The following is an 18,844-nucleotide window of genomic DNA, read 5'->3' as shown; positions in this document are numbered from 1 at the left end:
CTCGCGCCATGTTTAGAGAAGGTTGACCTCCTTGACCGCCGCCGAACGCACGATGCGCCTCCTCATCATTGAAGACGACCGCGAATCCGCCGACTACCTCGTGAAGGCATTTCGCGAAGTCGGACACGTTGCCGACCACGCCGCCGACGGCGAGGAAGGCCTCGCCATGGCCGAGAGCGGCGATTACGACGTGCTGGTGGTCGACCGGATGTTGCCCAAGCGTGACGGCCTGTCGTTGATCGGCGCGCTACGCGAGAAGGGCAACACCGCGCCAGTCCTGATTCTTTCGGCGCTCGGCCAGGTCGACGACCGAATCAAGGGCCTGCGCGCCGGCGGCGACGACTATCTGCCAAAGCCCTATTCCTTCGCCGAGCTGCTCGCCCGGGTCGAGGTGCTGTCACGCCGCCGCGGCGGGCCTGCCGAGGACACGCTCTATCGTGTCGGCGATCTCGAGCTCGACCGGCTGTCCCATCGCGTCGCCCGCGGCAAGGACGAGCTGACGCTCCAGCCGCGCGAATTCCGCCTGCTCGAATATTTGATGAAGCATGCCGGCCAGGTGGTGACGCGCACCATGCTGCTGGAGAACGTCTGGGACTATCATTTCGATCCGCAGACCAACGTGATCGACGTGCACATTTCGCGGCTGCGCTCCAAGATCGACAAGGGCTTCGAGCGGCCGCTGCTGCACACGATCCGCGGCGCCGGGTACATGATCCGTGACGGCATTCGGTAAACTCATCCGCACGACGGCATTCCGGCTGACGCTGGTCTACCTGTTCCTGTTTGCGATCTTCGCGGCCTCGCTGCTGGGCTATTTCGCCTGGAATACGCGGCGGCTGATCACCGAAGAGATCACGCAGACGGTGAATGCCGAGACCTCGGAGATCAATGAGATCTACGGGCGCGGTGGCCTGGTCCGCCTGGTGCGCGCGATCGAATACCGCGCGCTGCGGCCGGGCGCCAACCTCTACCTCGTGACCACGCCGACCGGGCAGGCGATCGCCGGCAATGTCGGCTCGCTGGCGCCGGGCGTGATGGCGACGTTTGGCTGGACGGAGACCGCCTATCGCCGGATCGAGGACGCGGATGACCGCGACCATCGCGCGCTGGTGCGCGTCACCGAATTGGAAAACGGCTTCCGCCTCCTGATCGGCCGCGACCTCGCCGAGCGGCGGCGCCTCTTCGGCATCGTCGCCAAGGCAGCGCAATGGTCGGTTCTGATCGTGGTCGTGCTGGGCCTCGGCGGCGGCATCTTCGTCGCGCGCCGGGTGCTGACGCGCATCGATGCCATGACCGGCACCGCGCAACGCATCATGACCGGCGATCTCAGCGGGCGCCTGCCGGTGGGGCGCAGCGGCGACGAGCTCGATCGTCTTGCGGAAAACCTCAACGCCATGCTGGAGCGGATCGAGGCGCTGATGGCGGGGCTGAAGGAAGTCTCCGACAACATCGCCCACGACCTCAAGACGCCGCTGACGCGCTTGCGCAACCGCGCCGAGGAGGCGCTGGCGAAATCGGGCGGCGAGGCCGATTACCGCGCCGCGCTGGAGCGAACCATCGAGGAATCCGACGGGCTGATCCGCACCTTCAACGCGCTTCTGATGATCGCGCGCGCCGAGTCCGGACAGGCGCGCGGCAACATGGACGATTTTGACGCGGCCGATGTTGCGGGCGGCATCCACGAGCTCTACGAGCCGCTGGCCGAAGACGACGGCATGACCTTGAAGCTCAAGGCCGATCCGACGCCGGTTCATGCCAACCGCGAATTGATCAGCCAGGCGCTCGCCAATCTGGTCGAGAACGCCATCAAGTACGGCAAGCCGGCTGCGCTAACAGGTGGAACCGTGGTCAGCATGGACTCCAGGCAGATCACGATCGAGGCGAAGCGCGAGGGCGACCAGGTGCTGCTCAGCGTCACTGATCGCGGCCCCGGTATCCCCGAAGGGGACCGCAAGCATGCCGTCGAGCGATTCGTGCGGTTAGAGGCCAGCCGCACGCTGCCGGGCTCCGGTCTCGGCCTCAGCCTTGCTGCCGCGGTTGCGACGCTGCATGGCGGCGAATTGCGGCTGGGCGATGCCCATCCGGGCCTCGTCGCCACGCTGGTGCTGCCGGCGCGTGCGGGCGCTGGCGACAGGGTTGCTCCGCCAATACCGGATGTGCCACAGAAGGTGGCATGAACCACTCCGCGCCGGGAAACGCGGACAAGCATGGTGAGAGCCTGGCCGCACGCTTCGCGGAGGCTCCCCATATTGCCGCTTCCACCATCGATGAACGACGTTTTGACAATTGGCTGGCCGGGCTCGAGCCGGCACAAGCGGCCCGTGTTGGAACGTTGCTGGTTCATCCCTTCGCCCGGAATATCCTGGCCGGAATCGCGGAATTCTCGCCCTATCTGTTCGATCTGGTGCGCGCCGATCCGCTGCGCCTGATCCGGCTGCTCGAATGCGATCCGGATCTGCATCTCGCGGCGCTGATCGCCGAGGCGCGGGACGCCGTGCTCGCGGCAGGCGACGAGGCCGAGGTGATGCGGCTGCTTCGCCGCATGAAGGCGGAGGCAGCGCTGCTGACCGCGCTGTGCGACATCGGCGGGGTCTGGCCTGTCATGCGGGTGACGGCGGCGCTGACCGACATCGCGGTCTCCTCGGTGCAGGCGGCGCTCCAGTACCTGCTGCGGCAGGAAGCCGCACGTGGAAAGATCCTGCCGCCCAATCCTGAGGCACCGGAAGAGGGCTGCGGCCTTATCGTGCTCGCCATGGGCAAGATGGGTGCGGGCGAGCTGAACTTTTCCAGCGACATCGACCTCATCGTCTTCTTCGATCCCCATGCCACGACGCTCGCGCCCGACATCGAGCCGCAACCGTTCTTCGTCCGCGTGACGCAGGGGATGGCGCGCATCCTCCAGCAGCGCACCTATGACGGCTATGTCTTCCGCGTCGACCTGCGGCTGCGCCCCGATCCGTCCTCGACGCAGGTTGCGATCTCGCGCGACGCCGCACTGCATTATTACGAGCGGGAAGGGCGCACGTGGGAGCGCGCCGCGATGATCAAGGCGCGCGCCTGCGCCGGCGATCCCAAGGCAGGCGAAGCGCTGCTGGCCGAAATCGCGCCGTTCGTCTGGCGCAAGCATCTCGACTTCGCCGCGCTCGCCGACGTCCACGACATGAAGCGGCAGATGCAGACCTATCGCGGCCAGAGCGAGGTCGCGGTCGAAGGTCACAACGTCAAGGTCGGTCGTGGCGGCATCCGCGAGATCGAGTTTTTCGCGCAGACTCAGCAGCTGATTGCCGGCGGCCGCCATCCGGAATTGCGGGTGCGGCCGACGCTGGCCGCACTCGACATTCTCGCTTCCAGCAACTGGATCACCTCCGTCGCCCGCGACGAGCTGACCACAGCGTATGAATTCCTGCGCCGGGTCGAGCACCGCCTCCAGATGATCGCGGACGAGCAAACGCATGCGTTGCCCGACGACAAGGAGACGGTCGAGCGATTTGCGCGCTTCTTCGGCTACCCCGATCGAGAGGCGTTCGCGCGCGACCTGCTGCGGCAACTCGGGATCGTCCAGGGGCACTACGAAAAACTGTTCGAGGGCGACGATCCGACCGGCACGGCAAGTCTGCCGACGCTCGACTACGGCGCGGGTCCCGACGATCCGCGCTTGCTCCAGCATCTGACGACGCTCGGCTTCAAGAAACCCGCGGCCGTGGCGCAGACGGTGCGTGACTGGATCACCGGCGACTATCGTGTGTTCCGCAATGAGACGACGCGAAGCGCCTTCATCGAGTTCGTGCCGGCCCTGATCGACGGTCTCGCGCATGCCGAAGAGCCGGACCGCGCCGTCGTCGCATTCGATCATTTCCTCGGAGCGCTCCAGCGCGGCGGCCGGCTGATCACGCTGCTCGGCCAGAACCGCGATCTCGTCGCGCTGGTGGCGCTGGTGCTGGGCGCAGCACCCCGGCTCGGCGAGATGCTGGCGCGGCAGCCGCAACTGATGGACGGGCTGATCGATCCGCGCTTCTTCGGCGCGATGCCCGACCGGCAGGAATTGTCGGTGCGGCTCGCAGCCACCGTCCAGGACGCCGCCTCATACGAGGAGTTTTTGGATCGCCTGCGCCTGTTCGGGCAGGAGAGCCTGTTCCTGATCGGCACACGCATCCTGTCGGGCACCGTCTCGGCGCAGCAGGCCAGCACAGCCTTTGCCGACGTCGCTGAAGGCGTTGTTCACACCGTGCACGGCCTTGTCGCCGATCGCTTTGCCGCCCAGCACGGCCGGATCAAGGGGCAGGAGACCGCGATCATCGCGATGGGCCGGCTCGGCAGCCGCGAGATGACGGCGTCATCCGATCTCGACCTGATCCTGCTCTACGATTTCGACAGCGAGAACCCGGACTCCGATGGAGCGAAATCGCTCCAGGGCGCGCATTATTTTGCCCGCTTCACCCAGCGCCTGATCAGTGCCTTCACGACGCGGACCAATTACGGCGTGCTCTACGAGATCGACATGCGGCTGCGGCCGTCGGGCCGCGCCGGCCCCGTGGCGTCGAGCCTGGCCTCGTTCGCCGACTACCAGGCCAACGAGGCCTGGACCTGGGAGCACATGGCGCTGACGCGCGCGCGCGTCGTGTCGGCATCATCTGAGTTTTGCGAGCGGATCGAGCGCGTCATCCGTGACGTCCTGACCCGCCGCCGCGACCGGGCCGTCGTCGCCAATGACGTCGCCGACATGCGGCGCGCGATCGCGCAGGAGAAAGGCGAGACCGACCATTGGGATCTCAAATATGCCGCCGGCGGCATGATCGACATCGACTTCATCGCGCAATATCTCCAACTCGTGCACGCCCATCACAAGCCTGATATTCTCGACGTCAGCACGCTTCAGGTTCTGGACAATGCCGCCAAGCTCGGCGTGCTCGCGCAGTCGGAGGCCGAGATCCTGCGTGCCGCAGCGCGGCTCTATTATGATCTGACGCAGATTCTGCGGCTCTGCGTCAGTGACCGCTTCAAGCCGGAAACCGCCGGCACCGATCTGTTACGCGTCATGGCGCGCGCAGGCGATGCGCCGGACTTCTCGTCGCTGGAGGCGCGGGTAAAGGAGACGCAGGGCGAGGTGCGGCGCGTGTTCAGGGCGCTGCTGGAAGGCTCTGCTTCAGCGAGGTGAGGGCCTCGCGCACGTTCGGCTCCAGGCCGACGCCGCCCGCATCGAGATGGGCGAAGATCGCGCGCTTCATCCGGGGATCCCAGAACTTCTTGATGTGATCGGCGATACCAGGCACCGCCTTGTCGTGGCCCTGGCTCCTGAAGAACATGCCGATCTGGTTGGCCATGTAGACGAGGCGGTCAGGCGACGACATCGACGATCTCCTGGGCAGTCCCTTGGGCACGATGAGCCGCAACGCGGCCCTGGTGCGTGAACACTTCAAACCCGTCGCTGCGGGCGATCGCGATCAGCGTAATGCCGGCGGCCTCCGCCGTGCGAACCGCGAGCGCGGTAGGGGCGGAGACCGCGACCAGCACAGGTGCGCCGATGGCGGCCGTCTTCTGCACCATCTCGACCGAGACTCGGCTCGTCAGCAGGACCATGCCGCCGCTCGCATCCGTCCGGCTGCGCGCCAGCGCCCCCGCGAGCTTGTCGAGCGCGTTGTGGCGGCCGACGTCCTCGCGTAAGGCGACAATGCCTTTCGCCGGCGACCAGAACGCCGCGGCATGGACCGCTCGGGTCTGCATGTTGATCGCTTGCAGCGGAGCGATGGTTTGCATCGCCGTCATGATCTGCTGCGGTGTGAAGCTGGTCCCTTGCGGCACGATAGCAGCAGGGCGCACGGCCTCGGCGATCGAGTCGATGCCGCAGATGCCGCAGCCGGTCGGGCCGGCGATATGCCTCCGCCGTTCGCTGATGCGCGCGGCGTCCTCCGGCGCCAGCCACATCCGCAGCTCGATGCCGTCGTCGAGGCGGACCATTTCGAGCGACTTGATGTCGTCGACCGATTTGATGATGCCCTCGTCGAGACTGAAGCCGATCGCAAAATCCTCTAGGTTTTGCGGCGTTCCCATCATCACGGCGTAGGTGCCGCCATTATAGGTCAGCGCCAGCGGCGTCTCCTCGGGGATCAGCCGCGTCCCTTCCGACGTGACGCCGTCACGCCAGGTTTCGCGGTCGATGGCCTGGACGGGCACATGCATGCCGTTACTCCGCGGCCTCTGCCGGCACGATGCGGCGGGAATGCCGCGCCTGCTCGTCATAGGACTTCTGCCAGTCGGACGGGCCGTTCGACGGCGAGATCTGCACCGCCGTGACCTTGTATTCGGGACAGTTGGTGGCCCAGTCCGAATACTCGGTCGTGATCACGTTGGCCTGCGTGTCCGGGTGGTGGAAGGTGGTGTAGACGACGCCCGGTGACACGCGGTCGGTGATCTCCGCGCGCAGGGTGGTCTCGCCGGCACGGCTCTGCAGCCGCACCCAGTCGCCGTCGCGCACGCCGCGCTGCTCGGCATCGTGCGGATGGATTTCCAGCCGGTCCTCGGCATGCCAGACCACATTCTCGGTGCGCCGCGTCTGCGCGCCGACATTGTACTGGCTGAGGATGCGCCCCGTGGTGAGCAGCAGCGGGAAGCGGGGGCCGGTGCGCTCGTCGGTCGCGACATATTCGGTGACGATGAATTTGCCCTTGCCGCGGACGAAGCCGCCGATATGCATCACCGGCGTTCCCTCGGGCGCCTTCTCGTTGCAGGGCCACTGCACCGAGCCGAGCTCGTCGAGCTTGGCGTAGGAGACGCCGGTGAAGGTCGGCGTCAGCGCCGCGATCTCGTCCATGATCTCGGACGGATGGCTGTAGTTCATCTCGAAGCCCATCGCCTTGGCCAGCGCGATGGTGACCTCCCAGTCGGCCATGCCGTTCTTCGGCGTCATGACCTTCCGCACACGCTGGATGCGGCGCTCGGCGTTGGTGAAGGTGCCGTCCTTCTCGAGGAAGCTCGAGCCGGGCAGGAAGACATGGGCGTAGTTCGCGGTCTCGTTCAGGAAGAGATCGTGGACGATGACGCATTCCATCGACGACAGCGCCGCGACCACATGCTTGGTGTTGGGATCGGACTGGAGGATGTCCTCGCCCTGCACGTAGATGCCCATGAACGTGCCTTCGATCGCGGCATCGAACATATTGGGAATGCGCAGGCCCGGCTCAGGGTTGAGCTTGACGTTCCACAGCGCCTCGAACTGGTCGCGCACGGCATCGCCCGAGATGTGGCGGTAGCCTGGCAACTCGTGCGGGAACGAGCCCATGTCGCAGGAACCCTGCACGTTGTTCTGGCCGCGCAGCGGGTTCACGCCGACGCCGGGACGACCGATATTGCCGGTTGCCATCGCGAGGTTGGCGATCGCGATGACCGTGGTCGAGCCTTGGCTGTGCTCGGTGACGCCGAGGCCGTAATAGATTGCGCCGTTGCCGCCGGTGGCGTAGATGCGGGCGGCTTCGCGCAGATCGTTCGGATCGACGCCGGTGAGGATCGCGGTCGCTTCCGGGCTGTGCTTGGGCTGGGCGACGAAGGCGGCCCATTCCTCGAACTCGGCCCAATCGCAGCGCTCGCGCACGAAGGCTTCATTGGCGAGGCCCTCGGTGACGATGACATGCGCCAGCGCGGTGACGACCGCGACATTGGTGCCGGGCATCAGCGGTAGATGCAGCGCCTTCACATGCGGCGATTCCACCATCTCGGTGCGGCGTGGATCGATCACGATCAGTTTTGCACCCTGGCGCAGGCGCTTCTTCAGGCGCGAAGCGAACACCGGGTGAGCGGAAGCCGGATTGGCGCCGATGATCACGGCGACGTCGGTGTCCTCGACCGAGTCGAAATCCTGCGTGCCGGCCGAGGTGCCGAAGGTCTGCGACAGGCCATAGCCGGTCGGCGAGTGGCAGACGCGGGCGCAGGTGTCGACATTGTTGTTGCCGAAGCCGCCGCGGATCAGCTTCTGCACCAGATAGGTTTCCTCGTTGGTGCAGCGGGACGAGGTGATGCCGCCGATGGCATCGCGGCCGTACTTCTTCTGGATGCCACGCATCTTGGCGGCGGCAAACGAGAACGCCTCATCCCAGGAGACTTCCTTCCAGGGATCCTCGATCCGCTCGCGGATCATCGGATTGAGGATGCGTTCCTTGTGGTTGGTGTAGCCCCAGGCGAAACGGCCCTTGACGCAGGAATGGCCGCGATTGGCCTTGCCGTCCTTGTACGGCACCATGCGCACGACTTCCTCGCCGCGCATTTCGGCCTTGAAGGCGCAGCCGACGCCGCAATAGGCGCAGGTGGTGACGACGGAGTGCTCGGGCTGACCGATCTCGATCACCGACTTTTCCGTCAGTGTCGCGGTCGGGCAGGCCTGCACGCAGGCGCCGCAGGAGACGCATTCGGAGCCCAGAAAACTCTCGCTCATGCCCGGCGAGACGCGGCTGTCGAAGCCGCGGCCGGAGATGGTCAGCGCGAAGGTGCCTTGCACCTCCTCGCAGGCGCGGACGCAGCGCGAGCAGACGATGCACTTCGAAGGGTCATAGGTGAAATAGGGATTGGACTCGTCCTTCGGCATCCAGGCGGCGTTGATCTCGCCGTGGGATTTGGCGAAGACGTGGTTCTCGCCCTCATAGCCGTAGCGGACGTCGCGCAGGCCGACGGCGCCGGCCATGTCCTGCAATTCGCAATCACCATTGGCGCCGCAGGTGAGGCAGTCGAGCGGATGGTCGGAGATGTAGAGCTCCATCACGCCCTTGCGCAGCTTCTTCAGCCGCTCGCTCTGGGTGTGGACGACGAGGCCGTTCATGACCGGCGTGGTGCAGGAGGCCGGCGTGCCGGCACGGCCCTCGATCTCGACGACGCAGAGCCGGCAGGAGCCGAATGCGTCGACCATGTCGGTGGCGCAGAGCTTCGGGATCTGGTGGCCGGCGTCCATCGCGGCCCGCATGATCGAGGTGCCCTCGGGCACCGTGACCTCATTGCCGTCGATGGTCAGCGTGACCATCGTGGTCGATTTGGAGCGTGGCGTGCCGTAGTCGATTTCTTCGATCAGAGACATCGTCGTTCTCCTATTCCGCGGCCTGAAGCGTGGTCGGGATGGGTGCGAAATCCTCCCGGAAATGCTTCAACGCGCTGAGCACGGGGTAGGGCGTGAAGCCGCCGAGTGCGCAGAGCGAGCCGAATTTCATGGTGTTGCAGAGGTCTTCGACGAGCGCGAGATTTTCGCTTACGCGCTCGCCGCGGATGATCTTCTCGATGGTCTCGACGCCGCGGGTCGAGCCGATCCGGCAGGGCGTGCACTTGCCGCAGGATTCGATGGCGCAGAACTCCATGGCGAAGCGCGCCTGCCTGCGCATGTCGACGCTGTCGTCGAACACGACGATGCCGCCATGGCCGATCAATCCGTCGCGTGCCGCAAAGGCCTCATAGTCGAACGGCGTGTCGAACAGGGCGCGGGGGAAATAGGCACCGAGCGGGCCGCCGACCTGCACCGCGCGAACCGGGCGCCCTGTGAATGTGCCGCCGCCGATGTCGTCGACGAGCTCGCCGAGCGTCACGCCGAACGCGGTCTCGAACAGGCCGCCATGGCGGATGTTGCCGGCAAGCTGGATCGGCATCGTGCCGCGCGAGCGGCCCATGCCGAAATCCGCATAGGCCTTGGCGCCCTCGGCGAGGATGAAGGGGATCGCTGCGAACGACAGCACGTTATTGATGACGGTCGGCTTGCCAAACAGGCCGTGATGCGCCGGCAGCGGCGGTTTGGCGCGGACGAGGCCGCGGCGGCCTTCGAGGCTCTCCAGCAGCGAGGTCTCTTCGCCGCAGACGTAAGCGCCGGCGCCGACACGGACTTCCATGTCGAAGCTGTAAGCGGAGCCGCCGATCTTGTCGCCGAGATAGCCGCCGCGCCGTGCCGCGACGATCGCGGCGTTCATCGCCTCGACCGCGTGCGGATATTCACTGCGGATATAGATGTAGCCCTTGGTCGCGCCGACGGTGATGCCTGCTGTCGTCATGCCCTCGATGACGAGGAAGGGATCGCCTTCCATGATCATGCGGTCGGCGAAGGTGCCGCTGTCGCCTTCGTCGGCGTTGCAGACGATGAACTTGCGGTCGGCCTTGGCCTGGGCCACCGTCTTCCACTTGATGCCGGTCGGGAAGCCCGCGCCGCCACGGCCACGCAGGCCGGATGCGGTGACTTCGGTGAGGATGGCGTCCGAGCCGAGCGAGAGCGCGCGCTCCAGGCCCTTGTAGCCGCCATGAGCGCGGTAGTCCTCGAGCGAGCGCGGATCGATCACGCCGCAGCGGGCGAAGGTGAGGCGGGTCTGGCGCTTCAGCCAGGGAATCTCGTCGGTGGCGCTGATCCGCAGCAGATGCGGCGTGTTATTGGCGAGCGCGTCGAGCAGGGAGGGTACGTCAGTCTCGGTCACAGGGCCGAAGGCGATCCGGCCCTGCGGCGTCGCGACCTCGACCAGCGGCTCCAGCCAGTACATCCCGCGCGAGCCGGTCCTGACAATCTCGACCGCGACGCCGCGCTTGGCCGCAGCCTGTTCCAGTGCCAGCGCAACCTCGTCGGCGCCGACGGCCACCGCACCCGCATCGCGTGAGACGAATAGACGCATGCTCATCGCTGGGCCTCCGCCATGAGTGCATCGAGGCGCTTCTCGTCGAGCCGGCCGATCAGGCGGCCATCGAGCATCGCGGACGGCGCGGTCGCGCACAGGCCGAGGCAGTAGATCGGCTCCAGCGTGACCCGATCATCGGCCGTCGTGTTGCCGAGCGCCACGCCGAGCTTTGCCTCTGCCCGCGCAGCCAGCGCATCGCCGCCGGCAGCCTGGCAGGCCTCCGCGCGGCACAGCTTCAGCACATGGCGGCCAGCCGGCTTGTGGCGGAAATCATGGTAGAAGGTGAATACGCCGTGCACTTCGGCGCGCGACAGATTCAGCGCCTGCGCCACCATGGGAATGGCCGCCTCCGGCACGTAGCCGAACGCCTCCTGAAGGGCGTGGAGGATGACAAGCGTCGCGCCTTCCTGTTTGGAATGTTCGGCGATGATCTCGGCGCCGCGCGTCTCGTCCCAGGATTCGTAAGAAGCCTCGTAAGCAGGCTCGTAAACCGCTGTCATTCTTTGTTCTCAACCAGAGCGTCCCCTGACCGCAAACTATTTGGAATCGTTCGAAGATCAATAAAGCTGTCTCATGCTGCGATTGCGAATTCAGATCGATCCGGAAACACAATCGACCGATACGGAAATGCGATCAATTGCGTTCCGCTTGCCGGTTTTTCCGTGTTGGCAAGGGCCCGCCGTGCTAGCTTGTATGCCACAACAGAATCCGAGGGGACGACCGGTTGATCGACAAGCTTGAACTGCTGCTGGCGCTGGCGAAGGAGCGGCATTTCGGACGCGCGGCGGAGGCCTGCGGGGTCACCCAGCCGACCATGTCGACCGGTCTGAAGCAGCTCGAGGAGATCCTCGGCGTGATGTTGGTCCAGCGTGGCTCCCGCTTCCAGGGCTTTACGCCTGAGGGCGAGCGGGCGCTGGATTGGGCGCGACGCATCGTCGGCGATGCACGGGCCATGCGGGACGAGATCAACGGATTGAAGCACAAGCTCTCCGGCGAGATCCGCATTGCCGCGATCCCGACCGTGCTCGGCATGGTCGCCCAGCTGACGACGCCGTTTCGCGCCCGGCACCCCGAGGTTCGGTTCAGCATCCGGTCCACCACGTCATCGGAGGTGCTGGGCCTGCTCGAAAATCTCGAGGTCGATGCGGGGCTGACCTATATCGAGAACGAGCCGATCGGCAAGGTGCGCACCATTCCGCTCTTCAACGAGAGCTATCGTCTGCTGACCGCGCCGGACGCGATGTTCGGTGACCGCGAGTCCGTGACGTGGAAGGAGGTCGGGCAGGTGCCGCTGTGCCTGCTCACGCCCGACATGCAGAACCGCCGCATCATCGACCGTGCGCTGCGCTCCGTCGGCGCTGAGGCGACGCCGACCTTGACCTCGAACTCGCTGCTCGTGCTGTTCACGCATGTGAAGACGGGACGCTGGGCGAGCGTGATGCCGGCCAAGCTAGCCGAGACGCTCGGCCTGTCCGATACCGTGCGCTCGATCCCGATCACCGACCCCGATGTCAATTACAGCATCGGCATGGTGATCCCGCAACGCGATCCCATGACGCCGCTGATCGCGGCGCTGGTCAATGTTGCGCGGGAAGTGGCGCCGTCGCTGCAATCCTGAAGCGGAATGTGTCTTGGTTGAATCGATGCGAACCGAGAGCTCTGATCACCTCTCCCCGTCGGGGAGAGGTGATCCCGGACGCCGATCGAACCCGACTCCATCGCGCTTTAGGCTTTAAGCCGCAACCGATATCCCGGCCGCCGCCTTGATCGCATCGCGCGGCAGGGTCACGCGCACGACCGTGCCGACGTCGATCTTCGAACGCAGCCGCATCGAGCCGCCGTGGAGCTGCGCCAGCGAGCGGGCGATTGCGAGCCCCAGTCCCGAGCCGTGATAGGTCTTGGTGAGCTGGCTCTCGACCTGCTCGAACGGGCGGCCGAGCCGTGCGAGGGAATGCGGCGCGATCCCGATGCCGGTGTCGGCGATCATCAGCACGATCCGGTCGTCGAGCTGCCGGCTGCGGATCACGATGCGGCCGCCGTCGGGCGTGAACTTCACCGCGTTGGAGAGCAGGTTGACGATGATCTGCTTGGTCGCACGGCGGTCGGCGACGACCGAGATCGATGTCCCGATGTCGGCATCGAGCGTCAGGTTCTTGTCCTGCGCCCGGCCGGTGACGACGCGCAGGGATTCCGCCAGCGTCTGCGCGAGGTCGAGCTCTTCCATGTCGAGCTTCATGCGGCCGGCCTCGATCTTGGACATGTCGAGGATGTCGTTGATGACTTCGAGCAGGTAATGGCCGCTGGTCAGGATGTCGTGGCAGTATTCCTGGTATTTCTCCGAGCCCAGCTCGCCGAACATGCCCGAGCCCATGATCTCGGAGAAGCCGATGATGGCGTTGAGCGGCGTGCGCAGCTCGTGGCTCATATTGGCGAGGAATTTCGACTTGGTCTGGTTGGCTTCCTCGGCGCGGGTCTTCTCGCGCTGGTATTTCTCGGCGAGATCGGCGAGCTCGTTGGTCTGGCGCTCAAGGGCCGCCTGCGAGCGCTTGAGGTCGATGACGGTGGCGCGCAGGCGCAGATCATTGTCGACCAGCTTCTGCTCGTGCTCCTTGATCCGGGTGATGTCGGTGCCGACCGAGACGTAGCCGCCGTCTTTGGTGCGGCGCTCGCTGATGTGCAGCCAGCTGCCGTCGTCGAGCTGCGCCTCGAAGGTGCGCGCGCCCGGGCCCTGGGCAGCGGTCTCGTTGTGGCGGGTGCGAACCTCCGGCATGCGGCCGACTTCCAGCACGGTCTCGTAGGAGGTGCCGGGGATGACGGCTGAGTCTGGCAGCTTGTGCAGGCGCTGGAAGTGCGAGTTGCAGAGCACGAGGCGGTCGCTGGCGTCCCACAGCACGAAGGCTTCCGGAATGGTCTCGATCGCGTCGCGCAGGCGAAGGTCGGCTTCGACGGTCCGCTCGGCAAGGCTCTTCTGCTCGGTGATGTCGACGGCGATGCCGATCAGGTGCACGCTGGAATCGGTCGCGCCGCTGGTCTTTTCGCAGCGGACGCGGAGCCAGATCCAGTGGCCGTCGACGTGCTGCATGCGGAAAGTCTGGTCGATGTGGTCGATCTTCTCGGAGATCAGCTGGTCGGCGATCTCGAACAAATCGATGTCGTCAGACTTCACCAGCGCGTTGACCTCGCCGAAGGTGAGGAGTTCGTTGCGGCCGTCGAGGCCGAGCATCGAGAACATCGATTGCGACCAGAAGATCCGGCCGCGCGACAGGTCCCAGTCCCACAGCCCGCAGCGGCCGCGGTTGAGCGCGGTGTCGATGCGGCCGCGCACGGCGTCGTTGATGAGGTCGCCCTCGCGGGCGCGGGTCGACTGCCAGTGGAAGGCGAAGCCGAGGATCAGGACGACGAAGCCGGTGGTGGCCGACAGCGTCACCGAGAGCGCGGCGTCCGAGCCCCAGATCGGCTCGTTACGCTCCTGGATCACGGTGACGAAGCCGGGCAGCGACTTGATCTGCCGCGAGGTCGCCATCGCGGCGTTGCCGTTCGGCAGCGTCATGTCGGAGATATTGCCCTCGTGCGGCGGTGCCGCAAGCAGCTGCGCCGTGGTGATGGCATCGAGCAGGCGGTCGTTGCCGGCAGGGTCGCTGTCGATGGGAATACGGGCGAGGATCCGGCGGTCGATGCCGGCCGAGGTGACGATGACATGCCGGCCGGTGGCCGTGCCCCATGAGGGGATGAGGTCGGGCAGCAGCGTCGGCAGGCGCTCGATGTTCTTCTGCCGCTCGATCCGCGAGGAGGCGAGGCGGTCGATGCGCTCGGCGAGCAGATCGGAGAGCGCCGAGATGCCCTGCCGGATCTCCTGCCGCCTCTGGCGCGTCTGATCGACGACCTGCACGAACGCGCCGAGGCAGATCGTGATCAGGAACGCGATGATGAGCGTCGGCACGGCGCGTCGCAGCGCCGGCTCCGCGATCAGGAGCCGATGATAGGCAGGTTTCGCGATCGATTGCGCCAATCCTTTGATCGAATCGGATTGGACGCACGCGTTCGCGGCGTCTGCACGCGACATGCCTTCGGCCCCCTGAAAACCAGCTTGCAACTTGAGCTCGGAAGCAGCCCCACATCGCTTCCGAATCATGTCCGATTTGAATCCAGTTTTCGCAGGCTGTCGAGAGTCAACGAATCGTTAATGCGGATTTATTCTTATCCAACGCGCAGTTTGCGCGTTGGTCGTCCGCAACATTACGTATCGCGACGAGTCCGAAACGAGAACACCGGACTCCGTCGCGCCGTCTCACGCGCGCGGCGGCTCGGCGTGGCTGATCACGCGCTTCACGCTTGGGAACGCGCGGCGGAGCGCCCGCTCGATCGCGTCGACATGCTCGTGCACCTTGATCACGCTCATCGACGGCATGGCGCGGCAGTGGAAGTTGACGATCTCGCCGGCGTCGGTGTTGCGGACGCGCACATTATGGATGTCGTGGATCTCGCCGCCGGCGGCATATTCGGTCAGCGCGGCGGCGATGACATCGACGCGTTCCGGCGCGGCATCGGTGCCGAACGGCAGTTCCGGTTCCAGCGGCTCGATATGGACGTCGACCTCGACGTCGTCGCCGAACTCCTCCTGGATGTTGCGCTCCAGCGTGTTGGCGACGTCATGGGCCGCGTCGAGCCGCATTTCAGCATCGACCTCGAGGTCGATGCTGACGATCAGCTTGCCGCCGAGATCGTGCACCGTGACATGGTGGATGGCGAGGCCGGAATTATGCGCAATCACCATGATGCGGTCGCGCACGGTCTCGTTGTCACGGGCCACGGGGACCGGGGTGAAGGTGAGGTCGGTGTCGCCGAACGCCTTGTCGACGGCTCCTTGCGCCTTGCGCTTGATGTCCTCGACGCGGTCGATCGGATAGGTCCGCGGCACCTTGACGATGGTGTCGATGAAGGTGGTCGAGCCGACCATGCGCACCCGCAGCCGTTCGACATCGATCACGCCGGGCACGCCGCGGATCGCGGCCGTGGCCTTCTCCTGTGCGCCCTCAGGCGCGCGGTCCAGCAGCGTCTGCACGGTCGAGCCCGCCATGCGCAGGCCGAGCAGGGCGATCATCACGGCAACTGCGGCGGCCGCGGCCGCGTCGCCCCACCAGAAGCCGAGACCGGCGAGGATCAGGCCGATGATGACGGCGAAGGAGCCCATCACGTCGGAGGCGAAATGGAGCGCATCCGCCGCGAGCGCCTGGCTCCGTGTTTCCCGCGCGGCCTTGTGCAGCGCGCGGGCACGCCAGAAATTGACCACGATGTCGATCACCAGCACCACGAACGGCACGGCCGAGATGGTCGGCGGCGCGGTTCCCTCGCGCAGCCGGCTGTAGGATTCGACCAGGATGCCGCCGGCGAGCACGTAGAGCAGGGCTGTGACGCCGAGCGCGGAGATGCTCTCCAGCTTGCCGTGGCCGTAATGGTGCTCGTCGTCCGCCGGCTTGTCGGAGACCCGCACCACCGCCCAGGTGATGATGGTTGCCACCAGGTCGATCGAGGAGTGCAGGGCTTCGGAGATCAGCGCGAGCGAGCCGATCGCGATCCCGACCACGAATTTGGCCGCCGCCATGCCGCCGCTGGCGAAGATCGAGATGGCCGCGACCGAGGTCTTGTTGTGCTGTGCGCTCATGGCCGGGATTTAGCAGGCCAGCGCAGGACATCAAGCGATGATCCACAGTTGTAGTCGCAAGTGAGTTGCAGAAGCGAAGCTATTGCGAATGCTTCCGAATTGAATGGGCGCTGATGCCACAAGCTCGATCTCGCAGGGCAGGCAAAGGCGCGAAGCGCCGTGCCCACGATCCTTCCGTGATGGATACAGATCGTGAGCACGCTTCGCTTTACCCACCCTTCGGCGCCTCGGGTTTTACGGCAGCATCACCACGATCTTCCCCAGATGCTTGTTCGCCTCCATGTGCTCGAACGCCTTGTCGATGTCGTCGAACGCGTAGACCTTGTCGATCGGCAGCTGAAGCTTGCGGGACTCGACGGCGCTCCAGATGTCCTTGCGGACCTCGTCGAAGATCTCGCGGACCTCCTCGATGGTGCGGGTGCGGAAGGTGACGCCGATGTAGCTGATGCGGCGGGCGGCGTGCAGATCGAAATTGAAGTCGGCATGGGTGCCGCCGAGCCGGCCGACATTGACGATGCGGCCCAGGACCTTTGTGGCAGCCAGGTTCTGGTTGGCGACTTTGCCCGAGACCTGGTCGACGATGAGATCGACGCCTTCGCCGTTCGTCGCCTTCAGCACCTCCTCGACCCATTTGGGGTCGGAGGAGTCGACCGCGAGGTCGGCGCCATATTCGGTCAGCCGACCGCGGCGATAGGCATCGGTCGAGGAGCCGATCACCAGCCTGGCGCCCTTGAGTTTTGCGATCTGCATCGCCATCAGGCCGACGCCGGAGCTGGCGCCCTGGATCAGCACGCTTTGCCCAGGCTGGACGCCACCGACCATGACGACGGCGTTGTACATGGTCGCAAGCGCGACGGGCAGGGTGGCGGCTTCCTCGAAATTCATGTTCGAGGGCGCGCGGAACAGCCGGCCGTGATCGGCGAGTGTGTACTCGGCGAACGCCGCGCCGCCGGAGCCCATGATGCGGTCGCCGATCTTGACGCCCTTCGCATCGGGCCCGAGCTCGGCGACTTCGCCCGCCCATTCCATCCCGAGCACGGTGCCGACGCCGCCGGCCGCGCCATGGGCGTGGCCCTTGCGCATGCCGGTGTCGGCGCGGTTCAGCCCGCAGGCACGGACGCGGACCAGCACTTGCGTGCCCTTAGGTTCTGGTTGAGCGACGTCGGAAATCCGTGCGCCTTCAGGACCGTAGACATAAGCCTTCATGAATTACTCTCGCTTCTTGCAGTGATTATTCCGCGGCTTGCGCGCTCGGTTGAGCGATCATGCTTTCGAGTCGGCTGCGAATGATCGCCTCCGCCTCGCGCACGATGCGGGAGATCAGCTCGCCGCAGCTCGGGATGTCCTGGATCAGGCCCTGCACCTGGCCGGCCGACCAGATGCCTTCGTCGGAGTTGCCGGTCGCGTAGACCATCTTGCCACGGGCGCCGGCGACGAGCTCGCGGATGTCCTCGAACTTCGCCCCCTCCTTCTCCATGGCGACGACCTTGGTCGAGATCTCGTTCCTGGCGACGCGCGAGGTGTTGCGCATGGTGCGGAAGATCAGCTCGGTCTCGCGTTCGTCATTGGCGACGATCTTCTCCTTGATGAGCTGGTGAATCGGGCTCTCCTTGGTCGCCATGAAGCGGGTGCCCATGTTGATGCCCTCGGCCCCCAGCGCCAGCGCCGCCACGAGGCCGCGGGCATCGGCAAAGCCGCCGGAGGCGATCATCGGGATCTTGACCTTGTTGGCGGCGGCCGGGATCAGGATCAGGCCGGGGGTGTCGTCCTCGCCGGGGTGGCCGGCGCATTCGAACCCGTCGATCGAGATGGCATCGACCCCCATCCGTTCGGCCGAGAGGGCGTGGCGGACGCTGGTGCATTTGTGCACGACCTTGACGCTGTGCTTCCTGAACTCCTCGACATGCTCCTGCGGCTTGTTGCCGGCGGTCTCGACCACGGTGATTCCGGCCTCGATGATGGCGGCGCGGTACTCGGCATAAGGCGGCGGCTTGATCGCCGGCAGGATGGTGAGGTTGACGCCGAACGGCTTGTCGGTGAGGTCGCGGCAGCGCGCGATCTCCTTGGTCAGGTCCTCCGGCGTCGGCTGGGTCAGCGCCGTGATGAAGCCGAGCGCGCCCGCGTTCGCAACGGCGGCGACCAGCTCGGCGCGCCCGACCCATTGCATGCCGCCCTGGACGATCGGGTGCTCGACGCCGACGAGTTTTGTGAATCGAGTCTGCAGCATGATCTGTTTCCCCTGGGCGGCCCGCAGGCTCTGTTATCGGTTGATGGGGGGAGGATGCCGCCGGGGTCGGGAAATGTCTATTGCGCCGGCGTGCGGTTGGGGCGGGGCGATCATGCGGGAGGCGAGGGGATTCCGCGGGGCGGATAATTGTTGTCTCAATCCGTCATCCCTGAGGTGCGAGCGCAGCGAGCCTCGAAGGATGAGCGGCCACGCTGCGAGAGCCGGGCTGTCGCTCTCCTCGCAATGATGATGGAGGTTCGTAGATGGGGTAACGGGCCCCCCGGCCTTCCATCCAAGCCGCGCTCGCTACGGCGCAATTTGATGGCGCGCGTCGCG

At 65.8% G+C, this 18,844-nt stretch carries 13 protein-coding genes; 4 read left to right on the top strand and 9 right to left on the bottom strand.

Annotated features, from left to right (window positions below; all coding sequences use genetic code 11):
- Nucleotides 1-52 precede the first annotated feature (52 nt).
- The 3 genes from AC1RR3_RS04670 to AC1RR3_RS04660 are packed head-to-tail and all read left to right on the top strand — an operon-like array spanning nt 53 to nt 5,155.
- Nucleotides 53-733, top strand: coding sequence for a response regulator transcription factor (locus AC1RR3_RS04670; RefSeq protein WP_492819853.1), 681 nt, complete (start codon nt 53-55; stop codon nt 731-733).
- Complete coding sequence (locus tag AC1RR3_RS04665; RefSeq protein ID WP_492819851.1) at nt 717-2,177, top strand: sensor histidine kinase; 1,461 nt, start codon at nt 717-719, stop codon at nt 2,175-2,177. The genes AC1RR3_RS04670 and AC1RR3_RS04665 overlap by 17 nt, the downstream gene beginning before the upstream one ends.
- Complete coding sequence (locus AC1RR3_RS04660) at nt 2,174-5,155, top strand: bifunctional [glutamine synthetase] adenylyltransferase/[glutamine synthetase]-adenylyl-L-tyrosine phosphorylase (protein ID WP_492819849.1); 2,982 nt, start codon at nt 2,174-2,176, stop codon at nt 5,153-5,155. The genes AC1RR3_RS04665 and AC1RR3_RS04660 overlap by 4 nt, the downstream gene beginning before the upstream one ends.
- Here AC1RR3_RS04660 and AC1RR3_RS04655 read toward each other — a convergent pair.
- Genes AC1RR3_RS04655 through AC1RR3_RS04635 form a run of 5 tightly spaced genes read right to left on the bottom strand, consistent with a single transcriptional unit; the run spans nt 5,118 to nt 11,119 of the window.
- A complete protein-coding gene (locus AC1RR3_RS04655) occupies nt 5,118-5,348 on the bottom strand; it encodes a formate dehydrogenase subunit delta (protein WP_492819847.1) in 231 nt (76 codons plus the stop codon). The genes AC1RR3_RS04660 and AC1RR3_RS04655 overlap by 38 nt on opposite strands.
- Entirely contained in the window at nt 5,335-6,177 is an 843-nt protein-coding gene (gene fdhD / locus AC1RR3_RS04650; RefSeq protein WP_492819845.1) for a formate dehydrogenase accessory sulfurtransferase FdhD, read from the bottom strand. The genes AC1RR3_RS04655 and fdhD overlap by 14 nt, the downstream gene beginning before the upstream one ends.
- Before the next feature lie 4 nt (nt 6,178-6,181).
- The gene (gene fdhF, locus AC1RR3_RS04645) at nt 6,182-9,055 is read right to left on the bottom strand and encodes a formate dehydrogenase subunit alpha (RefSeq protein ID WP_492819843.1); all 2,874 of its coding nucleotides are present in this window, start codon (nt 9,053-9,055) and stop codon (nt 6,182-6,184) included.
- A 10-nt stretch (nt 9,056-9,065) separates the two neighbouring features.
- The gene (locus AC1RR3_RS04640) at nt 9,066-10,622 is read right to left on the bottom strand and encodes a formate dehydrogenase beta subunit (RefSeq protein WP_492819841.1); all 1,557 of its coding nucleotides are present in this window, start codon (nt 10,620-10,622) and stop codon (nt 9,066-9,068) included.
- Nucleotides 10,619-11,119, bottom strand: a complete 501-nt coding sequence (locus tag AC1RR3_RS04635; protein WP_492819839.1) for a formate dehydrogenase subunit gamma — start codon at nt 11,117-11,119, stop codon at nt 10,619-10,621. Before AC1RR3_RS04635 ends, AC1RR3_RS04640 begins: the two co-directional genes overlap by 4 nt.
- 224 nt (nt 11,120-11,343) lie before the next feature.
- Here AC1RR3_RS04635 and AC1RR3_RS04630 point away from each other — a divergent pair, with 224 nt between their 5' ends.
- Nucleotides 11,344-12,237 carry a LysR family transcriptional regulator gene (locus tag AC1RR3_RS04630; protein ID WP_492819837.1) on the top strand — a complete coding sequence of 298 codons (894 nt, stop codon included), beginning with the start codon at nt 11,344-11,346 and terminating at the stop codon, nt 12,235-12,237.
- A gap of 114 nt (nt 12,238-12,351) precedes the next feature.
- On the opposite strand, the gene AC1RR3_RS04625 is transcribed toward AC1RR3_RS04630, so the two are convergent.
- From AC1RR3_RS04625 to AC1RR3_RS04610, 4 genes are all read right to left on the bottom strand, one after another.
- Nucleotides 12,352-14,682, bottom strand: coding sequence for a PAS domain-containing sensor histidine kinase (locus AC1RR3_RS04625; protein WP_492819835.1), 2,331 nt, complete (start codon nt 14,680-14,682; stop codon nt 12,352-12,354).
- A gap of 225 nt (nt 14,683-14,907) precedes the next feature.
- The gene (locus AC1RR3_RS04620) at nt 14,908-16,281 is read right to left on the bottom strand and encodes a cation-efflux pump (RefSeq protein WP_492819833.1); all 1,374 of its coding nucleotides are present in this window, start codon (nt 16,279-16,281) and stop codon (nt 14,908-14,910) included.
- Between the two features lie 234 nt (nt 16,282-16,515).
- Entirely contained in the window at nt 16,516-17,487 is a 972-nt protein-coding gene (locus tag AC1RR3_RS04615) for a zinc-binding dehydrogenase (protein WP_492819831.1), read from the bottom strand.
- Nucleotides 17,488-17,512: 25 nt separating this feature from the next.
- Entirely contained in the window at nt 17,513-18,508 is a 996-nt protein-coding gene (locus AC1RR3_RS04610; RefSeq protein ID WP_492819829.1) for an NAD(P)H-dependent flavin oxidoreductase, read from the bottom strand.
- Between the last annotated feature and the right edge of the window lie 336 nt (nt 18,509-18,844).

The organism is Bradyrhizobium sp. GW821-FHT13H05 (assembly GCF_058804065.1).
Note: the sequence above shows the minus strand (reverse complement) of the source record. Positions and strands in the feature narration are given on the sequence as shown.

Excerpts from the sequence above, each read along its gene's own strand:
- AC1RR3_RS04660 (WP_492819849.1), top strand. The coding sequence starts at position 2,174 with ATGAACCACTCCGCGCCGGGAAACGCGGACAAGCATGGTGAGAGCCTG.
- fdhD (WP_492819845.1), bottom strand. The coding sequence starts at position 6,177 with ATGCATGTGCCCGTCCAGGCCATCGACCGCGAAACCTGGCGTGACGGC.
- fdhF (WP_492819843.1), bottom strand. The coding sequence starts at position 9,055 with ATGTCTCTGATCGAAGAAATCGACTACGGCACGCCACGCTCCAAATCG.
- AC1RR3_RS04620 (WP_492819833.1), bottom strand. The coding sequence starts at position 16,281 with ATGAGCGCACAGCACAACAAGACCTCGGTCGCGGCCATCTCGATCTTC.
- AC1RR3_RS04655 (WP_492819847.1), bottom strand. The coding sequence starts at position 5,348 with ATGTCGTCGCCTGACCGCCTCGTCTACATGGCCAACCAGATCGGCATG.
- AC1RR3_RS04640 (WP_492819841.1), bottom strand. The coding sequence starts at position 10,622 with ATGAGCATGCGTCTATTCGTCTCACGCGATGCGGGTGCGGTGGCCGTC.
- AC1RR3_RS04615 (WP_492819831.1), bottom strand. The coding sequence starts at position 17,487 with ATGAAGGCTTATGTCTACGGTCCTGAAGGCGCACGGATTTCCGACGTC.
- AC1RR3_RS04610 (WP_492819829.1), bottom strand. The coding sequence starts at position 18,508 with ATGCTGCAGACTCGATTCACAAAACTCGTCGGCGTCGAGCACCCGATC.
- AC1RR3_RS04670 (WP_492819853.1), top strand. The coding sequence starts at position 53 with ATGCGCCTCCTCATCATTGAAGACGACCGCGAATCCGCCGACTACCTC.
- AC1RR3_RS04625 (WP_492819835.1), bottom strand. The coding sequence starts at position 14,682 with ATGTCGCGTGCAGACGCCGCGAACGCGTGCGTCCAATCCGATTCGATC.
- AC1RR3_RS04635 (WP_492819839.1), bottom strand. The coding sequence starts at position 11,119 with ATGACAGCGGTTTACGAGCCTGCTTACGAGGCTTCTTACGAATCCTGG.